This is a genomic window from Psychrobacter cibarius (genome assembly GCF_904845955.1).
Lineage (GTDB): Bacteria > Pseudomonadota > Gammaproteobacteria > Pseudomonadales > Moraxellaceae > Psychrobacter > Psychrobacter cibarius_B.
The window spans coordinates 54600-75446 of sequence record NZ_CAJGYX010000009.1; the positions used below are offsets into that span (position 1 = coordinate 54600).

At 40.5% G+C, this 20847-nt stretch carries 21 protein-coding genes and 1 pseudogene; 13 read left to right on the top strand and 9 right to left on the bottom strand.

Annotated features, from left to right (window positions below):
• Positions 1–18 precede the first annotated feature (18 nt).
• Entirely contained in the window at positions 19–1416 is a 1398-nt protein-coding gene (locus JMV76_RS13690) for a hypothetical protein (protein WP_201503055.1), read from the top strand.
• A 320-nt stretch (positions 1417–1736) separates the two neighbouring features.
• Here JMV76_RS13690 and JMV76_RS13695 read toward each other — a convergent pair whose 3' ends face one another.
• From JMV76_RS13695 to JMV76_RS13705, 3 genes are all read right to left on the bottom strand, one after another.
• Positions 1737–2348, bottom strand: a complete 612-nt coding sequence (locus JMV76_RS13695; RefSeq protein ID WP_201503056.1) for a nitroreductase family protein — start codon at positions 2346–2348, stop codon at positions 1737–1739.
• 66 nt (positions 2349–2414) lie between these two features.
• Entirely contained in the window at positions 2415–3353 is a 939-nt protein-coding gene (locus JMV76_RS13700) for a pirin family protein (protein ID WP_201503057.1), read from the bottom strand.
• Between the two features lie 74 nt (positions 3354–3427).
• On the bottom strand, positions 3428–4138 hold the full coding sequence (locus JMV76_RS13705) for a pirin family protein (RefSeq protein ID WP_201503058.1): 711 nt from the start codon (positions 4136–4138) through the stop codon (positions 3428–3430).
• 219 nt (positions 4139–4357) lie between these two features.
• Here JMV76_RS13705 and JMV76_RS13710 point away from each other — a divergent pair, with 219 nt between their 5' ends.
• Entirely contained in the window at positions 4358–4684 is a 327-nt protein-coding gene (locus tag JMV76_RS13710) for a GNAT family N-acetyltransferase (protein WP_201503059.1), read from the top strand.
• 105 nt (positions 4685–4789) lie between these two features.
• Here JMV76_RS13710 and JMV76_RS13715 read toward each other — a convergent pair whose 3' ends face one another.
• Genes JMV76_RS13715 through JMV76_RS13725 form a run of 3 tightly spaced genes read right to left on the bottom strand, consistent with a single transcriptional unit; the run spans position 4790 to position 6511 of the window.
• The gene (locus JMV76_RS13715) at positions 4790–5518 is read right to left on the bottom strand and encodes a YoaK family protein (protein ID WP_201503060.1); all 729 of its coding nucleotides are present in this window, start codon (positions 5516–5518) and stop codon (positions 4790–4792) included.
• Positions 5511–6065, bottom strand: a complete 555-nt coding sequence (locus tag JMV76_RS13720) for an NADPH-dependent FMN reductase (RefSeq protein WP_201503061.1) — start codon at positions 6063–6065, stop codon at positions 5511–5513. The genes JMV76_RS13715 and JMV76_RS13720 overlap by 8 nt, the downstream gene beginning before the upstream one ends.
• 53 nt (positions 6066–6118) lie before the next feature.
• Positions 6119–6511 (bottom strand): DoxX family protein, encoded by a 393-nt coding sequence (locus JMV76_RS13725; RefSeq protein ID WP_201503062.1) that lies wholly within the window; start codon positions 6509–6511, stop codon positions 6119–6121.
• A 150-nt stretch (positions 6512–6661) separates the two neighbouring features.
• Between JMV76_RS13725 and JMV76_RS13730 the strand changes: the two genes are divergently transcribed.
• Both JMV76_RS13730 and JMV76_RS13735 read left to right on the top strand, forming a co-directional pair.
• Entirely contained in the window at positions 6662–7567 is a 906-nt protein-coding gene (locus JMV76_RS13730; protein ID WP_201503063.1) for a LysR family transcriptional regulator, read from the top strand.
• Between the two features lie 38 nt (positions 7568–7605).
• The gene (locus JMV76_RS13735; protein WP_201503064.1) at positions 7606–8796 is read left to right on the top strand and encodes a low temperature requirement protein A; all 1191 of its coding nucleotides are present in this window, start codon (positions 7606–7608) and stop codon (positions 8794–8796) included.
• Positions 8797–8887: 91 nt separating this feature from the next.
• Here JMV76_RS13735 and JMV76_RS13740 read toward each other — a convergent pair whose 3' ends face one another.
• Both JMV76_RS13740 and JMV76_RS15210 read right to left on the bottom strand, forming a co-directional pair.
• Positions 8888–9562, bottom strand: coding sequence for an IS1595 family transposase (locus JMV76_RS13740; RefSeq protein ID WP_201503065.1), 675 nt, complete (start codon positions 9560–9562; stop codon positions 8888–8890).
• Between the two features lie 143 nt (positions 9563–9705).
• Positions 9706–10431: pseudogene (locus JMV76_RS15210) on the bottom strand (GntR family transcriptional regulator).
• A gap of 339 nt (positions 10432–10770) precedes the next feature.
• Here JMV76_RS15210 and JMV76_RS13750 point away from each other — a divergent pair.
• The 8 genes from JMV76_RS13750 (at position 10771) to JMV76_RS13780 (ending at position 19476) form a co-directional block, all read left to right on the top strand.
• Positions 10771–12060, top strand: a complete 1290-nt coding sequence (locus JMV76_RS13750; protein WP_201503066.1) for an SLC13 family permease — start codon at positions 10771–10773, stop codon at positions 12058–12060.
• A gap of 503 nt (positions 12061–12563) precedes the next feature.
• The gene (locus JMV76_RS13755) at positions 12564–13604 is read left to right on the top strand and encodes a Bug family tripartite tricarboxylate transporter substrate binding protein (protein WP_201503067.1); all 1041 of its coding nucleotides are present in this window, start codon (positions 12564–12566) and stop codon (positions 13602–13604) included.
• A gap of 118 nt (positions 13605–13722) precedes the next feature.
• Positions 13723–14178 (top strand): tripartite tricarboxylate transporter TctB family protein, encoded by a 456-nt coding sequence (locus JMV76_RS13760; protein WP_201503068.1) that lies wholly within the window; start codon positions 13723–13725, stop codon positions 14176–14178.
• Between the two features lie 5 nt (positions 14179–14183).
• Positions 14184–15686, top strand: a complete 1503-nt coding sequence (locus tag JMV76_RS13765) for a tripartite tricarboxylate transporter permease (RefSeq protein WP_020443969.1) — start codon at positions 14184–14186, stop codon at positions 15684–15686.
• A 215-nt stretch (positions 15687–15901) separates the two neighbouring features.
• Positions 15902–16675 carry a sulfite exporter TauE/SafE family protein gene (locus JMV76_RS13770; protein ID WP_265090317.1) on the top strand — a complete coding sequence of 258 codons (774 nt, stop codon included), beginning with the start codon at positions 15902–15904 and terminating at the stop codon, positions 16673–16675.
• A 632-nt stretch (positions 16676–17307) separates the two neighbouring features.
• Complete coding sequence (gene rluF, locus JMV76_RS13775; RefSeq protein WP_201503069.1) at positions 17308–18294, top strand: 23S rRNA pseudouridine(2604) synthase RluF; 987 nt, start codon at positions 17308–17310, stop codon at positions 18292–18294.
• A gap of 474 nt (positions 18295–18768) precedes the next feature.
• Positions 18769–18921 carry a hypothetical protein gene (locus JMV76_RS14950; RefSeq protein WP_227690418.1) on the top strand — a complete coding sequence of 51 codons (153 nt, stop codon included), beginning with the start codon at positions 18769–18771 and terminating at the stop codon, positions 18919–18921.
• 39 nt (positions 18922–18960) lie between these two features.
• Positions 18961–19476 carry a hypothetical protein gene (locus tag JMV76_RS13780; protein ID WP_227690419.1) on the top strand — a complete coding sequence of 172 codons (516 nt, stop codon included), beginning with the start codon at positions 18961–18963 and terminating at the stop codon, positions 19474–19476.
• 136 nt (positions 19477–19612) lie between these two features.
• Here JMV76_RS13780 and JMV76_RS13785 read toward each other — a convergent pair whose 3' ends face one another.
• Complete coding sequence (locus tag JMV76_RS13785) at positions 19613–19873, bottom strand: hypothetical protein (protein ID WP_109589307.1); 261 nt, start codon at positions 19871–19873, stop codon at positions 19613–19615.
• Between the two features lie 577 nt (positions 19874–20450).
• On the opposite strand from JMV76_RS13785, the gene JMV76_RS13790 reads away from it, so the two are divergent.
• Positions 20451–20801: a hypothetical protein gene (locus JMV76_RS13790; protein WP_227690421.1), complete on the top strand. Its 351-nt coding sequence runs from the start codon at positions 20451–20453 to the stop codon at positions 20799–20801.
• Positions 20802–20847 lie beyond the last annotated feature (46 nt).

Consider the following 20847-nt stretch of genomic DNA (forward strand, 5'->3'; position numbering starts at 1 on the left):
TTATGACTGGAGTCCTTTATGAATCAAATAAATCCTTTGAGCCGTGCCATCGCGCTCGCTTTCTCTTCTTTAATCGCCGTTTCAGCACTTAGCGGCTGCGGGTCATCAGATGATAGGAAAACACCAATCATAGATTCAGAACACGACCACGACCATGGAGACGATCATGACCATGATGATGAATCTGCTGTCAGCACTGAAATGGAACAAGGTCGTTTATTCATCACTGCAAAAGATGGCAATCAAGCTTACATTTATAGCCTTGCTCAAGATAAAGTGATACAAACCTTACCATTAACCGGTCAAGCCGATGCCGCACAAAGTAGTCCAGATGGTCATTACGCCGTCATCATGGATCGTACTAACAACGCGGTCAATTTTTATCATAGTGGGCTTGATATTGAAAACCATGGCGATCATGATCACCCATATGCTCGTGATGCGGCAAAAATGCCATTACAGCTCAACTATACTCGCCCAGTACATTTTCAAACGTTTGGAGAGCAAGCAGGGCTGTTTTTTGACGGCTTAGGTGCGACAGGCAATCCTATAGAAAACCCTGTACAAGAAGCTGGATTTGTACTTGTAACAGATACCGGTATAGCTGACGGTACACTGCCTTATCAAAAGCTTAATACCAGCATGCACGGTACAGCGGAACCTAGAGGCAATTATGTGATTGCCTCGCAGCGTTATCAGACAACTGGTAGCTCACTGGCTGATACGCTCTCTGTATTTGAACAGCATGGTGATCACTATCATATAAGCCAAACCTTTGAGACAAAATGCATGGGGTTGCATGGCAGTGGCAGCGTCACAGATTACAGTGTCTTTGCTTGTAGCGATGGCGTTTTAAGCGTCAAACAAACCGGAGACATTTTCAGCGCCGAAAAAATTACCTATCCCAGCAGCCTAACCAATATTCAATGTGATGGTACAAGCGGTAGTCCTGCTCGAATTGGCTCATTCATCACTAACCACCATCATAATTATGCCATTGGCAGCGCTTGCGGTCAGCCTTACCGTGTTGATCCTGTCAGTAAAAACATGACACCTATTGTCTGGACAACAGACAGCAGTCGCCGTGTTGTCAGCTATGATTTTGATGCCCATGGAGAGTATTTAATGCTACTCGATGATACTGGCAAGTTATACATACTGGATGTCGCACAAAATTATAAGCAAACCGCCGTATTAAATATTTTCCCTAATGGCATCGAAGGCAAAGCGGTTCCCTCATTTATTGTTAACCCAAACACGCAAATGGTTTATATGATGGATGACTCAAACCAGAAAATTATCGAGATTGATCCTCATGATGGTAAAATCGAGTCAAAAATAACACTAAATTTCACACCCTCTCATGTGACTTGGTTTGGTGTGAAAGCTGGGCATGATGATGAACATAGCCATTAGCGCTTAGCACCTCATCTAATAAAGCTACTTTAATGACTGCTGACAGTAACTGGCTATTAAATATATCTATAAACGCTAGTATTCAAGATAACCCTTAATCCGACGCTTTTTAAATTCCGAAGCATCCGATTAAGGCGCTCGCTGATCTTGAATTCTTCTATAGGCATATCTTAAACAACTGGGCTAGTAGGATTTACTACATTAGTTATAGTCTGCTATAAAATCATATTATCCCAGTTTATAGTTATAAAAAAACCAATGAAACCGCTACGATATTTTCATAGCAGTTTCATTGGTTATACGGTCTTTAACGCTAAAAATTATTCGCCGAATACTTTCATACGCTCTTCAACTGGCTGAAACGCTTTGTCACCTGCTGGCTGCTCAATAGCGCCGAACACCATTTGAGCATTCAATTCCCAATCTTCAGCGATGTCCCAAGCATCAGCAACTCTCTGATCGATGACAGGATTATAATGCTGCAAGTTGGCACCGACATCAATGCCTGCCAATGCCGTCCAAATCACATACTGATGCATCGCGCTGGTTTGATGTGCCCAGATTGGGAATTTATCCGCATATAAAGGGGCTGCTTCTTGCATGTTTCTCACGACGCCTTTGTCCTCGAAGAACAATACTGTACCCGCACCCGCTCTAAAGCCTGCGATTTTATCTTTAGTACCTTGGAACTTCTCGTCATCGCCGACGATAACCTTGAGTGTCTCTTCAGTGATGTCCCATAATTTTTTATGATCTTCACCGAATAATACTACGATACGCGTCGATTGTGAGTTAAAAGCGGATGGCGTATGCAAAACCGCATGCTCAACTAACTTAACGATTTCGTCATTTGATACTGGCAATTGATTACTCAATGCATAGATAGAGCGACGTTTTTCTGCCAATTGCTGTAATGTTTTTAGGTCTGACATTATTTTCTCCAGTGATTATTTATGAGTTTACGTGATTAAGAACTAAGTTATAAAGCTAAATGCTAATTAACCTTTAAAGCCTTGAGGTAATTCAGGTGCTGGCAAACGTTTCATATTAGAGTCGACATTACCAAAACGCTCATGACCATTATTCCAGTCGATGATGGATTGCTCGATCTCTTCCTTATTATCAGCAACAAAGTTCCACCACAGTAGCACTTGGTTGTTTAATGGCTCACCGCCGATAAACATCACACGGGTACCTTTTTTGGCGACCAGCTTGATGCTTTTGTTATTAGCAACATCGCTATCGTGGAAGCGAAATAACTGATCTTGCTTACAAATATTACCTTCAGACTCTATCTCACCTTCTGAAACCAATATACCGTATTCAAAGCTTGGTTCTAAAGTGAGCGTCACCTCACCATCTTCGGTGAAGTACACGTCGATACCGACCAGCTTGGAGTATTGGATGGTAGGCGCTTTAAAGTGCTGACCTGAAGCATTGGTATAGCTACCGGTGGTCAAAATCATCTCAACACTATTTTCCGTCCACGTTGGTAGCTCTGGATAATGATGAAAACCGCGCTCAATCTCTTGATCCGTCGGTAGTGCAATCCAGAGTTGTACCATACTGATAGCACGCGCCGCCTCTGACGAACCACCAGTGTCTGGAAAGACGCTTTGTTCCGTATGACTGATACCTTGATTCAAACCTGTACCTGCAGTCATGACATTGACTTGGTTTTTGGTAATGACTTGCTCGTTACCTAAGCTATCTTTATGCAGTACTTCGCCATTTAACATCCAGCTAAAGGTTTGCAGATTGGTGTGCGGATGACGACCGACTTGCATACCGGTTTCATCTTCACCAAAGTCAGCAGGACCAGCGTGATCTAAAAAGCACCACGCACCGATAGGCTGTTTACCTTTATTGGGTAATAAACGGGCAATCGGAATACCGCCGACATCAGCCAACCTTGGCTCTAGGGTTTGAATACTCATCATCCACCTCTTATGATTTATAGTTACAGATTATTGAATACATGATTATGAATTACTACTATTTTTTGTATCAATTAATACATAGGTACTTCCATTAGTAGTACTCTTGCGTCCTCGGTCGCATCCATCGTGAAGCTTTTGGTATCTGAGATACCAAGGCCGTCACGAGTATCAAGAACGTTACCGTTGATAGTAACTTTACCCTCTAGTACCAAGACATAAACACCGTTATTGGCATCTTTTAAATCATAAGTCTGAGTCACGCCTTTGTCAAAATGACCCATATGGAACCAAGCGTTTTGATGAATCCAAACCCCAGCGTCGTCCGCATTTGGCGAGAGCACTTGGTTAAACTCATTAGCTTTCATGTGCTCATCCATATGTACTTGCTGATAGCGCGGCGTCACACCCATTTTATTTGGAATCACCCAAATTTGTAAAAACTTGACAGGTTCATTGGCACCGCCATTCATCTCGCTATGAGTAATACCTGTGCCCGCTGACATGACCTGAATCTCACCCGTTTCGATGATGCCTTCGTTACCGATATTATCGCCATGACCAAGCTTGCCAGATAGGGGAATACTGATAATTTCCATGTCGCGGTGTGAGTGCTTGCCGAAACCTTGACCACCAATAACAAAGTCATCATTGATGACTCGTAGTGCGCCAAAACCCATACGCTCTGGATTATGATAATTGGCAAAGCTAAAAGTATGACGGCTTTTGAGCCAGCCATGGTTAGCATCGCCACGAGAATCTGCTGTATGATAAATCGTTTTCATAAGTTATCCTTTATTTTTAATTGGCTTGTTTAAGCTATGGTCCTATTATAATTGTTGAGCAGATATAGATAAACAGTGCTTATTGCAAATAACTATTCTTATTTATAGAACAATAGGTGCTTAGAATTAACGTAATATAGTAGTCACGCCATCATTCGCGTCACCCGTTAGTACCAATAAGTAGGTGTAAAAAATACTAATGATAAAGAGAGGGAAACCATGTCAAATCTACATACATTAAATAATGAAGTTATCGACAATAAAGCTCAAAAACGTTTTGAGATTCATATCGACGATCAGGTTTCTTTTGAAGAGTATGAGTTTTTTACCACATCCACAGGTGAAGAAGGTATTGAGTATAAGCACACATTCGTGCCTGAGTCGCTTAGTGGTCGTGGTATTGCTGGTTATTTAGTCAAAATCATCTTAGATAATGCCGCTTCTAGAAATTTACGCGTTAAACCAACCTGTCCTTATGTGAAATCCTATATTGATAAGCATCCAGAATACCAAGCCAATTCGGTGTTTCATGGCGCAAAGGCTTAAAATAGAAGCTAAAAATAGTTACAGTGACGCTCAACAAAAAAGCCATGATAAATCATCATGGCTTTTTACGATTAATGACATTACTCAATGTAGGTAAAACTTTTATTAGCTAATATGCTGTAAGAACTCTGAATTACGCGCTAGTAGTGATAAGTACAGCACAGGGATGACAAACAAACCGACTGCCCAATAACTGAGATTGACGTACAGTACCGCACCGAGTAGCGCGCCAATCACAAAACTGATAACCAATGCCGCGCTATGCCCCAACTTTTTGGCATTATCAGCGCTACGGTTGGCAATATAATCTGACAGACCAATACCCAATTGGGTCGTATTACCTGTCATTAATACCGTTGGACTCATATGTTTGATGACTATTTTACTAGCCGTATTACGAATGGCAAGTGCCGTTAAGCCCAAACCACCAGTGATGGCGACGGTTATATCGCCTGCTTCAGTGAAAGGTTGAAAGGACAATCCTGCTATCATAAATGCGCTTAAAAATAGCGCTTCTGCCAAAAATAAATGACTGAGTACTAACGTTTGCTTCCGACTTTTATCAATGTATATTTTGGTAATAACCACCGTTATTATAAAAAGTGGCACCGATGCCAGCTTGATCCATAAGCCATCTTCACCTTTAACCAAACCGCTACCAGCCAGTACTAAGTTACCCGTGACATGAGCGGTAAAAAAGCCAAATAAAGTAATAAAGCCAATGGTATCAATCGCTCCACCAACTATCGTTAATAGTATAGGCGCTTGATAGCGTTGCCAAAAGCTTGGTGTCTTACGATCTAGAGTATTGTTATCAGCGACAGCTTTAGGCACTGGTATTCCTTGCAAAATCCACAAAATCAGTCACAAAGCGCTGTAAGAATTTCTGTGTGCGCCGGCTAACACTGCCATCATCATTTAAGCTGTCAGTTGCACGACTTAAATGAATTTCAGGATCAATCATCATTTGTGCCGAAAGCATTTGCATGCTTTTTCTGACATCAAGGCCACTATTGATACCGCCAAAACTGCCTGGCGAGGCCGTCACTACCGCAACTTTTTTATGGGTCCACACGCTTTCTTTATAAGGACGTGAGGCGATATCTACGACATTTTTCAAGGCGGCAGGCATAGTGCGGTTATGCTCTGGTGTGACAATTAATACGGCATCAGCGCCTTTCAGCTGCTGACGCACACGCTCATAGCTATCGATAGTCGTATCATCATAATCCTGATTATAAAGCGGTAAGTCTGCGATATAGACTTCTTTTATAGACACGCTTTCAGGCATCTGCGACACCATATATTCTGCAAATTTACGATTGATAGATTCTTTTCGCAAGCTGCCAATAATTAAGGCGATGTTTATGGATGCGCTCATAGCGGCTCCTTGATTATGATGATAAGACAATATTTTCTCAGCCATTTACTCTACTATATTCTGCGATGATTACTGTTATCAATTGAATAAGCACCTGCTCCATGAGCAAATATCATCAAGAAACCACCCGCCATCGCAATGTTTTTCATGAAAGGGTTCATCTGTGATTCATCTATCCAGAATCGATGAAAAAGCAGCGCTGAGACAACGCTAAAACCAGCCATTAAAATCGCTACTAAGCGCGCTTTAAAACCAAAGAGAATAGCAAGGCCGCCGAAAAGTTCAACAGCAATAACCAAAGGCAATAGCATCCCAGGTACACCCATTGCTTCCATATAACCTTGAGTAGCGGCATAACCGGTAATTTTGGTAAAGCCTGAAAAGATAAAGATCATTGATAACAATAGGCGCCCAATTGGCGCGCTTAACGCTTGCAGGTTGTCCATGGGTTTTCTCCAGTAATAGGTAATAGAATGTTTCTTAAGCTTTTATTTGATTATGAGACGGTGCTATTGTATTCGTTGCTTATGCATAGATAAACCGTGATAATTGCAAATGTAAGTTCTTATTTGTAGAACAATTAAGAGGTGGTTTACATGGGACAATTAGAAGATATGGCAATGTTTGTGCGTGTTGTCGAAGCAGGCAGTATTACCAAGGCTGCCGAGCAACTGAACATCGCAAAATCTGCGGTAAGCCGGCGTTTAAAGGAGTTAGAGACGCGCTTGGGCAGTCAACTGATTAGCCGAACCACGCGTCAATCAAACTTAACCCAAGCTGGTGAGCAGTATTATCAAAAGGTGCACCATATACTCAGTGAAGTGGATGCGCTGAATGAAGAGACGAGTGGTACTCCGACACGTATCGAAGGAACATTAAAGATGACTGCGCCATTGTCCTTTGGTTTGATGCATTTAAACGATGTCATCGATGAATACGCCAATCAGCATCCTGAGTTAAAGTTTGAGCTGGATTTTTCTGATCGGCATACTGACTTGATTGAGGAAGGGTTTGAATTAGCGATTCGGATTAGGGAGCTGCAAGATTCCAGTTATCAAGCCAAACGTCTGGCACTGATTCGTTATACCTTATGTGCCAGTCCTGAATATCTAGAGAGAATGGGTACGCCAAAGACTTTTGACGATCTGTCAGAACATGAGTTTTTACAATATGGTATGAGCAAATCTAGCGCGATAGAATTGATAGATGAGCAAGGTAAGAAGCATCAAGTCGCCGTAAACGGTAAAATAAAAGCCAATAATGGGGACTTTTTGCGGGAGATGGCAGTCAAAGGTCATGGTATTGCTTTTTTGCCGACCTTTATTACGTATCAAGCCTTAATCAGCGGTGAGCTTGTGCCTATCCTGCAGCAATATCAATTACCCACTTTAAACGCTTATGCGGTCTATCCTAAAAATCGATTCTTATCGCAGCGTTGTCGTTATTTGATTGACTTTATTGCCGAGCGTTTTGGTGATAATCCGTACTGGGATAATTTTTGATAAGCATTTACGGCTCAACACTTAACGGACAAGCTTAAATGAACACTATACCTGCTCTCAATAACATAAGTGCCCGCGATCCCAATGAGCCATATCGGGCATCAACAACGCTTGAGTTATTATTTGATTTAGTCTACGTCATTGCTGTTTCAGCAGCAGCAAGCGGTCTTCACCAGCGCTTGCTTGAGCATGACTTTTTAGGGTTTTTGACCTTTATTATAGCCTTCTTTATTTTATGGAATGCTTGGACGAGCTTCACATGGTTTGCTTCCGGCTACGATCCTGATGATTGGTACTATCGTCTCTCAGTATTGCTACAAATGTTTGGCTCATTAATGATTGCCGCCAATATCAATCAGTTTTTTGAACAAGGGCTAACATGGATAGGAGTCACTGGTTACGCGATCATGCGATTGGCCAGCTGTAGCCAGTGGTGGCGTGTCTATCGCCAAGTAGAAGGTCACAAACGGGTGGCTGGTCGCAGTATTATTGGCTTATTAACGCTACAAAGTGTTTGGATACTTTGGTTGTTTCTACCTGCTTCGATACAAACGCCTGCGTTGTTTTTATTTATAGCTGCTGAATTACTGATGCCTATATGGGCGCGTGCTGCACAGAATATCAATTGGCATCCTCATCACATGGCTGAACGTTATGGTCTGTTGACCATTATTGTTTTAGGCGAAGGCGTGCTAGGGGTCAGTAACAGCATTCGAACCTTTTTAGTCAACTCCGAGTCTGCTGCTAGCGCTATTATATTATTAGGTTCAAGCCTTGTAGCATTGGTTTTCGCCTTATGGTGGCTCTATTTTACGATCCCGTTTGGTACTATTTTGGACAATGAGCGTCGCCGTTATGATTTATTCTTATTTGGCTATGGACACTTTTTTGTTTTCGCTACGCTTGCAGCATTAGGCAGCGCGCTTAATTTAGTGACCGATGCTTGGGCAGAGGCTCTAAATCGTACGGTCACCCAGCCTTATGCTATGGGATTATTGATGATGATGCTATTTGGCTTTTTAGTGACCCTAACTTTACTTCGAGCCTTGATGTGCCGCAAATCAAGTCACAATATGACCGCTCTTATTCTTGCCACCGTTATTATTTTGCTGAGCTATACCATAGTAGCGCAAGGGCTATCGATTACTTATGGTATTTGGCTAAGCCTGCTCGCACCTATAATAATGACGTGGTACTTTCATCAAGATAACAAGCAGTGGCAAGCCTAAGCTCTAATTTAATATTGCACGATAACAATGACTTGCAGAAAAACTCTAGTTTGCGCTATCATAATTTTTTTTAAGGGGCTGTCCTAGATAACTAGTTCAGTTCTTGTTTAACCCATTGTTTAACCCATTGTTTAACCCATTGTTTTAGCTGATATAATTGACGTTTTGGTTCGCTGTAGTTAAAACGCCACTCACATTCCTTCAAAAACAGATGGAAATGCTCTTTTGGGATGCCATTATATTTACGCATATGTCGCTTGGCTTGGCTCCAAAAGTTCTCTATTCCGTTGATATGGTTTCTGTCTTGTGCAAACTCTTTTGAATGATTGATACGGTAATGGGTGAACTCACTGACATCAAGGGCGTTGTAACTTCTAAAGGAGTCAGTGTAAACAATACTATCAGGCTTTACTTTCTCTCTTATAATAGGGATTAAGGTATCGGCTCTGGTATTAGGGATAATACATGCGTAGACGCTACCATTACGCTGAAGCAGTCCAAACACAGGCACGTTGTTACCAGCACCGCGACCACGTTTGCCTTCGCGCCCGCCGCCAAAGTAGCTCTCATCGACTTCTATTTCGCCTTCTAGAAGGCCAGGCTCCTGACTATTTTCATAAATCAGTAGTCTTAGCCTGTGAAAGTAATAGCTGGCTGTTGTTTTATTAACACCCACTAAGCTTGATGCTGTTCTTGCGGTAGAATCGGCAACAAATAGTTCGATAAGCTTAGTTTGTTTGTACCAACTTAATCTACTCTTTCTCATATGACTATCCTAGATTATTTTACTTATCTAGGACAGCCCCTTAAATAAAGTTGTTATAAACACTGTATCAGTTTTACATATTATTAATTGCATAACCCCTTTGCAAATAATCTGAATGAGTTGACCACTACTTTGATAGACCGCTAAATAATATTAATCTCATAACTGAATTTTTCTGCCAGTCCATATGATTCTCTATATTCGATAGGATCGCCTTCTAGATTCTTCGCAATGCGGCATACCTTAACTAAGTTTTCTTGCTTATTGTTGCCCAGATAATCATCACTGTGATCGGTTATAAAATACAGCGTCTCTACAGCAGACGATACGAATTGACCACACTTTGTATAGTAAAACGGATAGAGAAGATTCTCAAAATCTTCAGGATTTAGGGTTGCAAAGGCTTCGTAACGACTCTTAGGTAACCAAATCTTTTCACTTAACAAGACTCTGTCTTCAACCATACGCGTACGTTCTATATAAATGAGCGCTTTATTTTTACCTATATTTAGTTTTTTATTAGTGTCATCAATACCGTTTATGACCATGGTTTTTTTAATTATGCCCTTCGGTGTGACATAGCGAGCATCTTTATCACGAAACTTAAAAAACTTTAATAATGAGCTTGCAAAATCTGGACGTTTTAAGAAGGTGCCTTTGCCTTGCTGCTTTATTAACACCCCATCTTCTACCAATTTTTCGACAGCTTTTCGGACAGTTCCTACAGATACTTCATACTTATCTGCAAATTCCTGTTCCGTCGGTAAGGGCGTGTTTTAATCCCACTTACTCTCTGTCAGTAACGTCTGTATATGCCATCGCACTTGCTCATAACGTGGCATTTTAAATTCTTTGAAATTATTTAGCATTTTTTTCACCACAGTGGAAAGGTTTTTATTAACTGTTTCAATCTCGTCAAGCACTGCTATTGCTGTAAAACTACGTTATCCCTGATCAATTTCTCTTAAGCTTTCAGCGCATTCGATAGGTATCACATTAATATTAAAGCATTATTATATTTTTATGATTAATCTTTCCTAATTAACGCCAACTTTTTTGCTATCATTCTACTCAATGATACGCTTTTAAAGCTCAGATGAGCTTTTGATATAAAAAGCTATCCGTCAATATTAGTGCAATGCTCTTTACTCTGTAAAAACTGCTATGGTTTTTTATAGAACTCATACAGTTAAGGTCAAGGAGTAGTCGTGACTCTTTATATTCTCGCCGCCATCGTGATATGTATCATTTTGGGCTATACCACTAAGATTAATATTGGCCTATTTGCTATTGCATTTTCATATCTGATCGGTTGTTTCGGTATGGGGATGAAGGCACATGAAATTGTTGAGCTATGGCCTCTCAAAATTTTCTTTGTTATTTTTGCAGTGACGCTTTTCTATAACTTTCCCCTAGCTAACGGTGCTTTAGAGAAGCTATCTAATCATTTAATCTATAAGTGCCGTCACTTTCCCGCATTCTTACCTTTGGTTATTTTCCTTGTTGCCACGATTATTGCAGGCCTAGGAGCCGGCTATTACACCGTCTTAGCGACGATGGCACCAATGATCCTGCTGTTGTCTAAACGCACTAACTTGAATCTTGTCATTGCTACTTTATCGGTGAACTATGGTGCCTTAGCGGGTGCTAACTTTATCACCTCACAAAGCGGTGTTATTTTTAGAGAGCTGATGCGCGGCGCAGGCGTCGCAAATGACAATACCTTTACTTATGTGTTAGGGGTGTTCGCTGTCACTTTTATCATGCCTATGATTGTATTGGGTGCTTATAGCTTTATCAATACCAAAAATAGCAAAATATCGATTCAGACGACCATACCAGAACCCTTTAACAGTAAACAAAAACAGTCTCTTATACTGATCTTTATTATGATGGCTATTGTACTTATCGTGCCCATTTTAAATCTACTCATGCCACAAGTATCAGCGATTCAGTTTTTGAACGCTCGGATTGACATTGGTTTTATCGCCATATTTTTTGCTTTAGTGAGCTTATTTTTAAAATTAGGCGATGAAAAAGCAGTGATTGCTCTAATACCTTGGAATACCCTCATTATGATTTGTGGTGTTGGTATGTTAATCAGCCTCGGAGTAGAAATAGGCGTTATTTATGAGCTGACAGAATGGCTAAGTACCAATGTACCTATCTGGATGATACCGATTTTAGTCTTTGTTATTAGCGCCATTATGTCAATATTTGCTAGTACGCTCGGGGTAGTCGCCCCTACTTTATTTCCTATGGTCCTGCCCCTAGCAGTTGCCTCTGGACTGAGCCCTTTATTACTATTTACCTGTATTGTTGTGGGGGCGCAAAGCTCATCACTCTCGCCTTTCTCATCAGGAGGTAGTCTGATGTTAGGCGCTTCTCAAGTCGTTATAAACAAAGACAAGCTTTTTAATGCGCTACTATTCAAGGCAGTGCCCTTAGATATTGGTATCGGAATACTCGCAATTTTACTTATCCAGCTGATATTTTAACTTCTCATAGGTAAAATATACCGTGATTTTTTAATATTTTTAAATATGCTTACTATATTTTGATCCCAATATATCTATTTTTCTCACTAAATTCATAACTTCTTAAATCGTTGTCATAGCCCCGTAATGGTACTGATATCAACGTTATTTTTAGGATGTCTCAATAATCTTCGCCATCACCAAATCATCTTATCTATTTGTTTTAATTAATTTAAATATTTTTTTCGAAGAAATCAATATCATTTATTCATCCTGCATATTGCTATAACAGGAGACCTTATGCCGCCTTCAATTTAATATATTACTATAAAATTCATACATACATACATATGTTTCTTGTTATTTTTAAAATATTCTGTTACTTTTGCATAGTAATGAAAAGCATACGTTTATGAAGTTAATGAGACACATTAATCGAATGCTACCTTCACCTGTAATAACTTTATATTTTGGCCAAAATTCTATTGAATTTTTACTGTAAAAATACACACAAGGAGTGTCGTGTGAAAAAACTATCCTATCTGGCTCTTAGCCTGTCTATTCTATCTTTGACCGCTTGTAACAATGCAAACGAAACTGCCAGTACAGATGCGACTGCCGCAGATGGATCAACTGAGCTCACTGCCCCTTCACGTCCAGAATGTATTGCACCTGCCAAACCGGGCGGCGGCTTTGATTTGACTTGTAAGCTTGCCCAAGCTGGCTTAAGAGATACTGGCATCTTAAAAGATCCTATGCGCGTCACCTATATGCCAGGCGGCGTCGGCGCTGTTGCTTATAACAAAATCGTTGCCAATGATCGTGACAATGGCGATGCAATTATTGCCTTCTCTACCGGCTCTATCCTTAATTTATCGCAAGGTAAATTTGGTAAGTTCACTGAAAAAGATGTGAAATGGCTCGCGGGTGTTGGTACTGATTATGGCGCTATCGCGGTCAATGCAGACTCTCCTATTAAAGATTTGGCCGGCTTAGTTGCTGAGCTCAAAAAAGATCCAAAAGCTATCAGCTTCGGTGCTGGTGGTAGCGTTGGTGGCCAAGATTGGATGCAAACGGCCATTTTAGCCAAAGCCGTCGGTGTCAAGCCTAGTGACATGACCTATGTGGCCATGGAAGGCGGCGGCGAGGCGATCACAGCGGTGATGGGCAATCATATTACTGTTGTCAGTGCTGGTATTGCTGAGACTATGCCGCAAGCCAATGCAGGTAAATTACGTGTATTAGCAGTATTTTCAGATGAAAGATTGGGCGGCACGATGACCGATATTCCTACTGCGAAAGAGCAAGGTTATGATGTGACGTGGCCAGTCGTTCGTGGTTACTACATGGGTCCAGACGTAAGCCCTAGTGCTTATAACTGGTGGAAAGAGGCTTTCGATAAGATGCTTGTTGATCCGAAATTCGCTGAAATACGTGAGCAACAAGAATTGCTGCCTTTCTCTATGACTGGCGATGAGCTACAAGCCTACGTTTATAAACGTACGGGCGAACTACGCGAGTTATCTGCTGAATATGGTCTTGTTGAAGCAGCACCAACCAAATAGTTACGTTGAGATTTAATAACCTTTAGCAATTGAATATCAAATATTTTGGTATTTCTCAAAGGGCTGGCAGGATATCTATCTGTCAGCCTTTTGCTCCAAAATCCAAGGAATGCTCCTTATGACAATGGAACGTTTGTTTTCCGGGCTGATGGCACTGGTCAGTATATTCTTAATATACTTAGCCATTGGTTATGTTGCCCCTATTGCTTATGACCCAATTGGTCCTCGTCCTTACCCTATTTTAATCTTTTCCCCGCTTGCCTTTGGCTGCTTAGTCGTTGCTTTTCGTCCCACCAGTTTTACTAAAGCGATTGAATTGGGTTTAAATAAAACGATCATCCGTAATCTTATTTTATGTGCGCTTGCCTTATTGGTCTATGGTCTCATTTTTGAAGTATTGGGCTTTATTCTTGCCACTATTCTGATGTCTTTCGCCGTAGGTTTACTGTTTGCAGGTAATCCTCTAAAGAGTTTTATCTTTTCAGTGTTAATCAGTATTGGCTTATATGTCTTATTTGACCTATTTTTAGATGTCAAATTACCACTCGGATTGTTGTCAGGGATAATAGGATAGCCAATATGGATACTTTTGATTTTTTGATGCATGGCTTTGCTGTTGCATCTACCCCCAAAAACTTACTGCTGGCACTCATCGGAGCTTTTTTAGGTACGATTGTGGGCATGTTGCCGGGTCTTGGCCCGATTAATGGTGTAGCGATATTACTGCCATTCGCTTTTGCGCTTGGTTTACCGCCTGAGAGTGCGCTCATTTTGCTAGCAGCCGTTTATCTTGGTTGTGAATATGGTGGTCGTATTTCTGCCATTCTTATTAACGTACCCGGTGATGCTGGCGCCATTATGACGACTTTGGATGGCTATCCATTGGCAAAACAAGGCAAGGCTGGTATTGCACTGTCTTTATCTGCTGTCAGCTCTTTCGTCGGTGCCACTATCGCGACAATCGGTGTGGTGCTATTTGCGCCGTTATTAGCCAAATGGGCAATCTCATTTGGACCTGCTGAATACTTTGTACTGATGGTATTTGCTATTACCTGCCTCAGTGGTTTGGTAGGTGATCAGCCAGTTAAAACGGGTATTGCCGCGTTGATTGGTCTTGGTCTAGCAACTGTTGGGGTTGATGCTGTTACTGGTATTTACCGCTTTACCTTTGATTCGGTTAATCTGTCTGATGGCATTCAATTTACTACCATTGTGATTGGTTTCTTTAGTGTGAGTGAAATTCTAATCTTGCTCGAAAAAACCACGACGGGACACAAGGTTATTGAACAAGGTAAGCGCAGTCTATTAAACTTTAAAGAGTTTACTTTTGCTTTTGGAGCCATGCTACGTAGTGGTCTAATGGGCTTTGTTGTTGGTATCTTACCAGGTGCAGGCGCAACGATTGCCAGTGCAATGACTTATGCTAGTGAACGTAAAATCGCTGGTGATACTGGAACCTTTGGTGATGGTGATCTTCGCGGTGTTGCATCGCCAGAAGCAGCAAATAATGCCTCAGCTTGTGGCTCATTTGTGCCAATGTTGACGCTAGGTGTGCCGGGTTCTGGTACGACAGCAGTCATGATGGGTGCGTTGACGTTATATAACATCACACCGGGTCCACAGTTATTTACTGAGCAGCCAGATATCGTATGGGGTCTGATTGCCTCATTATTTATCTGTAACGTGATTTTGCTAATCATGAACATCCCTTTGGTAGGTTTGTTCGCCAAACTGCTTGATGTACCAAACTACATCTTGATACCAGCCATTGCTGCGGTCAGTTTCGTTGGCGTATATTCTATCCATAGCACGACCTTTGACTTGGTATTTATGGTGGCACTTGGTGTCTTCGGTTACTTCTTACGTAAACTAAACTTCCCCTTATCAGCGCTTATTTTGGGCTATGTATTGGGTGAGCTCATGGAGTCTAATTTAAGACGAGCCCTATCTATCTCTCAAGGCGAGCTTAGTATCTTATGGAGCAGCCCTATCACAGTAGTGCTATGGTTGTTGGCTATTTTGATGGTATTCATGCCAGTTATACGTAGTATCTACCGTAGAAAATTTAAGCCTGCTATTTAAGTTTTAGTTACTCTGTTCTCAAAATACTCTCCGGTGGTGGTTATACTCTATGTATGACCACCATTTTTTTAGGAAATAGTTACACCCGATACTTTCAATGAACGCGTTGAAATTGCTAGAGGAATGAAAATGCTACTCTAATAAAACCTCTTATCATTTAGACAGATTTAGTTGACTACTACCACTTGATGTCACTCATGAAATAGGATTTTATAGTGCTCCTTGTTTTAGATTTACTACAATCCATCCCAAGTTGGCATTTAGTAGGCTTGTTTTTCGCTGGCATGGCCGCTTTTATTATCTCTACTATATCGGGTGGTGGCGGTGCTATGTTACTGATACCAGCCACTTCCTGGATGATAGGGACAGCGGTTGCACCACCTGTGATCAATTTGGCTACTTTGATTAGTAATACATCTCGACTATATTTATTCTGGAATGATATTGATTGGTCGTTGACCAAATACTATGTACCAAGTGCCATTGTCGGTGCGTGGTTAGCAGCATTGGTTTTTAGTCGTTTGGATGCAAACTGGATCCAGTTGTTGGTTGGCGTGTTTTTGGTATCTACTATATTCCAATATAAGTTTGGTAAGGTAAATAAAACTTTTGATATGCCAAAAGCAGGTTTTATACCTTTGGGCTTTATGATTGCTTTCATGAGCACATTAGTGGGCGGTCTCGGCCCTATACTTAACCCTTTTTATATGAATACTGGACTAGAAAAAGAAAACCTTATTGCTACCAAAACGGCTAATTCTTTTTTTGTAGGTATGGTACAAATCGGCAGCTATTCTTTTTTTGGTATATTCACCGTCAAGCTTTGGGTATATGGCATTGTTTTAGGATTAGGTGCCGTTATTGGCAATATCATCGGCAAACGCTTTTTGGCCGGTATGAGTATTAGTCAGTTTAGAATAATGCTACTCATGCTAATGGTTATCAGTGGCATAATAATGATAATAAGAAACCTGAATGTGCTGTTTTAATAAGCCTTTCATTTTTAATAAGCCTTTCATTCGATGCTGTGACTATTTACAGCAAATTTACATAGATAATCGCAGTGAGTTTACATCGCTTATCCTTACCAATTCAGCACATGCACATGATACATTTTTTGAAACGTACTCAGCTTGGTTATCCTTGACCTATGCTGTCAATCCTGTAGAAACTAGCTTGAGAGAGTCTAACTAACCAACTGGACAGTAAAATTCAAACCCCTAGCAAGTTTGTTCACAAGGCAACCTCGTAATTTGTACTACGCCCAGAAGCATCATATTTTTCCAACATTCCCTTCTCTATCAAGTCATTGATACTTCGTAGTACTGGGTCTATAGAACACTTGGTCATCATTGCCCATTTCTTAGTACTCAGCTTGCGATAAAAATCAGTGAATAAAGTATGACCTCTACCGTTAAATCCGTAGAAACAAAATTGGGATAATATTGATTTTAATAGTTACAAATACGATACTGGATATATTTCTAAGGTTTTGCCCTTCTCTCCCGAAATGGATATTGAATTTCCTATATAATGTGAACCATCTCTTTGTTGACAACCCCTTTAATTTAGGCTTTTTTCTTAGTAAAAAAATGCTTCTTATCAGGTAAAACGGTGCTTTATGTTTAACGCTTCCTCAACTCGTTTAAATAAATACATCAGCGAAAGCGGTATTTGCTCCAGGCGAGACGCTGACCGCTTTGTTGAACAAGGTAATGTATACATCAATGGTAAGCGTGCTCAAGTCGGCGATCAAGTGGTTGCTGGAGATACGGTAAAAGTCAACGGGCAACTCATTGAGCCGCGAGAGGCGGATGATTTTGTGTTTATTGTCTTGAATAAACCCGTGGGTATTGTGAGCACTACAGAAGCTTCAGAAAAAGATAATATCGTTGATTTCGTTCGACATAGTACACGTATTTTTCCGATTGGACGTTTGGATAAAGACTCTCAGGGTTTAATCTTTTTGACCAGTAATGGTGATTTGGTTAATAAGGTACTTCGTGCTGGTAACAACCACGAGAAAGAATATTTGGTGACGGTGAACAAGCCGATAACAGATAGTTTTATTGAGGGTTTAGCTGGTGGCGTGCCAATGCTTGGGAAGATGACCAAGAAATGCCCGGTTACTAAGGTGGCACCCACCGTGTTTAACATCACGCTAGTGCAGGGTTTAAACCGTCAAATTCGTCGTATGTGTGAGCATTTTGGCTATGAAGTGGTGAAGCTTGAGCGTACGCGGATTATGAATGTCAGTCTTAAAGGTACTCCCGTTGGAGATTGGCGAGATTTAACCGAAAAAGAGTTGTCTGTTTTACTTAAGTCCATAGAAGGTTCTTCTTCAGATGCCAGTAATCCGGGCAAGAAACCTCGTAATGCGCCACGAAAAAATAATCGTACTGATGATTCATCAAAGACAAAAATGTCTTCAAAATCAGCGGGGACAGCAAAAGGCAATAAAAAACACGCCAAGGATGATGCGAGAAAACCAGCGGGTTCTAAAGGTAAAGATAGACGTCCTTTTGGTAATGGCAAGAAGGCTGTAGGCAATGGCAAACCTGCTACAAATGGTAAGCGCCCTGCAAAAGGTCGAAGTTCTAAGCGGTAGCAGTATCGCGACTATAGATTAATGGTTAATGGTTAATGGTTAGCTAATTAGGATAGCTGATAAAAATTCTGCACAAAAAGCCAGATAATTTCAGTTGTCTGGCTTTTTTGTGGCCTGCAGATTTTCTCAACCAAATAATTTTTATTATAAATTCAACTCATAACTCGTACGACACCCCGAAGCTTGAAATTCTTGCACCATCCCCTTCTTTACTAAGTCATTAATCTCTCTTAATGCGGTATCGATAGAACATTTGGTCTTAATTGCTGCAGTGCTGCCATACTATAAAATCGTTGGCGACTATCATCACTTTGTACCAAGACTCTCTCAGTAATCTCTCGTTAATTTCACAAAGTACCGTTGGTATGGGCGGACTAAAAATAGCAAAGTCTAAGACAGTTAGCAGATGTCATTGTTTAAAAATTCGATTATAGTAGATATCACATCATACATTTAAAAGTTGAGGACAAAATAATGAAGACACTAAGTTTATGTATTGCAGCAGGACTGGGTTTAAGCGCTTGTGCTGGTGGAATGACAGGGAACACGGGTCAAAACAACAATGTCAATGGCATCGTCACTCAATACCCTGTTGAGACTGCCATGCTCAACATCTATACCAAATAACGCAGTGATAAATTAGTTGCGGTTGTCGGCAGTCAAAGCGTGTCAGCAGAGATTCAAGTGACGCCTAAAGGCAGTATGGTATTTAATAATAAGTCTGTACAAGGTACCGAAATAAACACCATCAATAAGATGAATAATCAAATCACCAATCAATCCGTCGCTATCAATTACTTCACCCTGAATCCACTGATATTCCATGGTTTTACAGACGGTACAGGTAAATACTCGCTATCTAACCAGACGACCACCATTCCTAAAATGGCGACGGTAGGCGCTTCTAGTAAGCTACTGACGGAAAATGTCTATGCCGATAGCAGCATGCGTAACAAGATAGGGACTTATAACCAAGACTGGTCTTTATCGCGTGATACAAATAATACCGCATGGTTCTGTATAGAAACCTCAAGCAATCTATTACTCAGCTTTGACCCTGCAGGCACTTCATCAGAATGCTACAAGATCAATGCCAAAGGCGATATCTTAGCAAGCAAAGTGACACTGAGTCAGCCTAGTAGTAATGGTAGTACTAAGACGGTGACTTTAAACAGTCAGTAGTGATTATCATGGTGACATGCCCTTTATCATATAGCCTTGTTACATAGCTTTCGTCACATAGCACTTATTACATAACAACGAAACAAAAAAATAGCGCCTAATATGGGCGCTATTTTTATATCAGTCAGCTGAACGATTAAGAACGATGTCCATGAGTATGCTTAGCTTGATACTTGCTTTTTGCTTTGAGATGAGCCGCTGGTTTTTTTGATTGATGCTTTGATACTACTGCCTTTTTCTTCACATGCTGATGTTTATTATCAAACTTTGCATTGACCTTTTGATGCTTCACTTGAGCAACATGATGTTTAGCAATTTGCGGCGCAGCACTTGCTTGGCTAACCATTGTGAAGCAAGCAGTAATGGCTAGTATTGAACTTATCATTATTTTTTTCATTATTTTTTCTCGTATAAAGTCATATTAGTTATGAGTTGTGGTTGAAACTGCCTCACTCAATATCAAGCAAAGCATTCACGTGATAAAAAGCATCGTGATAAAAATTTGCTCTATCGACAACGAGAATGATAAATGATTCAAACGTTAAGTAGATTTATGAAGATTGAAGAAAAGTAACCTTAATGAGGAAAGGTTTCTTAAGTGGTACGCTATAAGCGTCATATTGGCGCTTTTCTAGACGGGCAAGTAATAGCGAATGAAAAGATATCTTATATATAGATTAGGGCGACTGGCTTTGGCATATTTTTTATAAAGCGTAGACGTTGTCACGATACTTTCATTTTCACCCTATAAAATGCGTTGATTATTCAAAGCCATTGACGATATGCCGCATCACAATAAAATCTTTTAAAGAGTAAAGACCAAACTAAGCAGGCGAGATAAGTATTTTGCAAGGGTCGTTAGGGTTGGGTTTTTTTAAAGTAGCCAACTGATGGCCTTCTGAATAGCAATTTTGAAATAACTGAGAATCGATGTAATGAACCATTACTTATGTTTGACAGATTATGAAAAAAACTTGATTGATAGTGCTTTGCTCATTCTGATGAAAAAAAACATCCAATATAGCGATCAATCAAAAGAAAACTCAGTGCAGCAATACTATCAAGATTTTAATCTCACACTTTTTGAGCTGTGTGCAAAAATAAAAGCACCTGATTTTGATAAGCAAATGGATTTATCTTCGAAAGAAATCAAAGCAATTAAAAAAGCCCTAACCTCACTGTACAACCGTATCTATCAAAGAACCCTTAAGGACATAGAGGGCAATCAAGAAGATCACTATAAGAGCTGTAAGTTACAGATTATAGAATTAGAGAGAAAAATCGATATTATCGAGAAAAACAATATAGAGAGCAGTAGTTGTTAATTTGTCCTTTTCTACCGAAAAATCTCACTATTTTTAAGTCGCTAGC

Coding starts and splice junctions, on each gene's coding strand:
- JMV76_RS13690 (WP_201503055.1), top strand. CDS start 19: ATGAATCAAATAAATCCTTTGAGCCGTGCCATCGCGCTCGCTTTCTCT.
- JMV76_RS13695 (WP_201503056.1), bottom strand. CDS start 2,348: ATGTCAGACCTAAAAACATTACAGCAATTGGCAGAAAAACGTCGCTCT.
- JMV76_RS13700 (WP_201503057.1), bottom strand. CDS start 3,353: ATGAGTATTCAAACCCTAGAGCCAAGGTTGGCTGATGTCGGCGGTATT.
- JMV76_RS13705 (WP_201503058.1), bottom strand. CDS start 4,138: ATGAAAACGATTTATCATACAGCAGATTCTCGTGGCGATGCTAACCAT.
- JMV76_RS13710 (WP_201503059.1), top strand. CDS start 4,358: ATGTCAAATCTACATACATTAAATAATGAAGTTATCGACAATAAAGCT.
- JMV76_RS13720 (WP_201503061.1), bottom strand. CDS start 6,065: ATGAGCGCATCCATAAACATCGCCTTAATTATTGGCAGCTTGCGAAAA.
- JMV76_RS13725 (WP_201503062.1), bottom strand. CDS start 6,511: ATGGACAACCTGCAAGCGTTAAGCGCGCCAATTGGGCGCCTATTGTTA.
- JMV76_RS13730 (WP_201503063.1), top strand. CDS start 6,662: ATGGGACAATTAGAAGATATGGCAATGTTTGTGCGTGTTGTCGAAGCA.
- JMV76_RS13735 (WP_201503064.1), top strand. CDS start 7,606: ATGAACACTATACCTGCTCTCAATAACATAAGTGCCCGCGATCCCAAT.
- JMV76_RS13740 (WP_201503065.1), bottom strand. CDS start 9,562: ATGAGAAAGAGTAGATTAAGTTGGTACAAACAAACTAAGCTTATCGAA.
- JMV76_RS13760 (WP_201503068.1), top strand. CDS start 13,723: ATGACAATGGAACGTTTGTTTTCCGGGCTGATGGCACTGGTCAGTATA.
- JMV76_RS13765 (WP_020443969.1), top strand. CDS start 14,184: ATGGATACTTTTGATTTTTTGATGCATGGCTTTGCTGTTGCATCTACC.
- rluF (WP_201503069.1), top strand. CDS start 17,308: ATGTTTAACGCTTCCTCAACTCGTTTAAATAAATACATCAGCGAAAGC.
- JMV76_RS14950 (WP_227690418.1), top strand. CDS start 18,769: ATGAAGACACTAAGTTTATGTATTGCAGCAGGACTGGGTTTAAGCGCT.
- JMV76_RS13785 (WP_109589307.1), bottom strand. CDS start 19,873: ATGAAAAAAATAATGATAAGTTCAATACTAGCCATTACTGCTTGCTTC.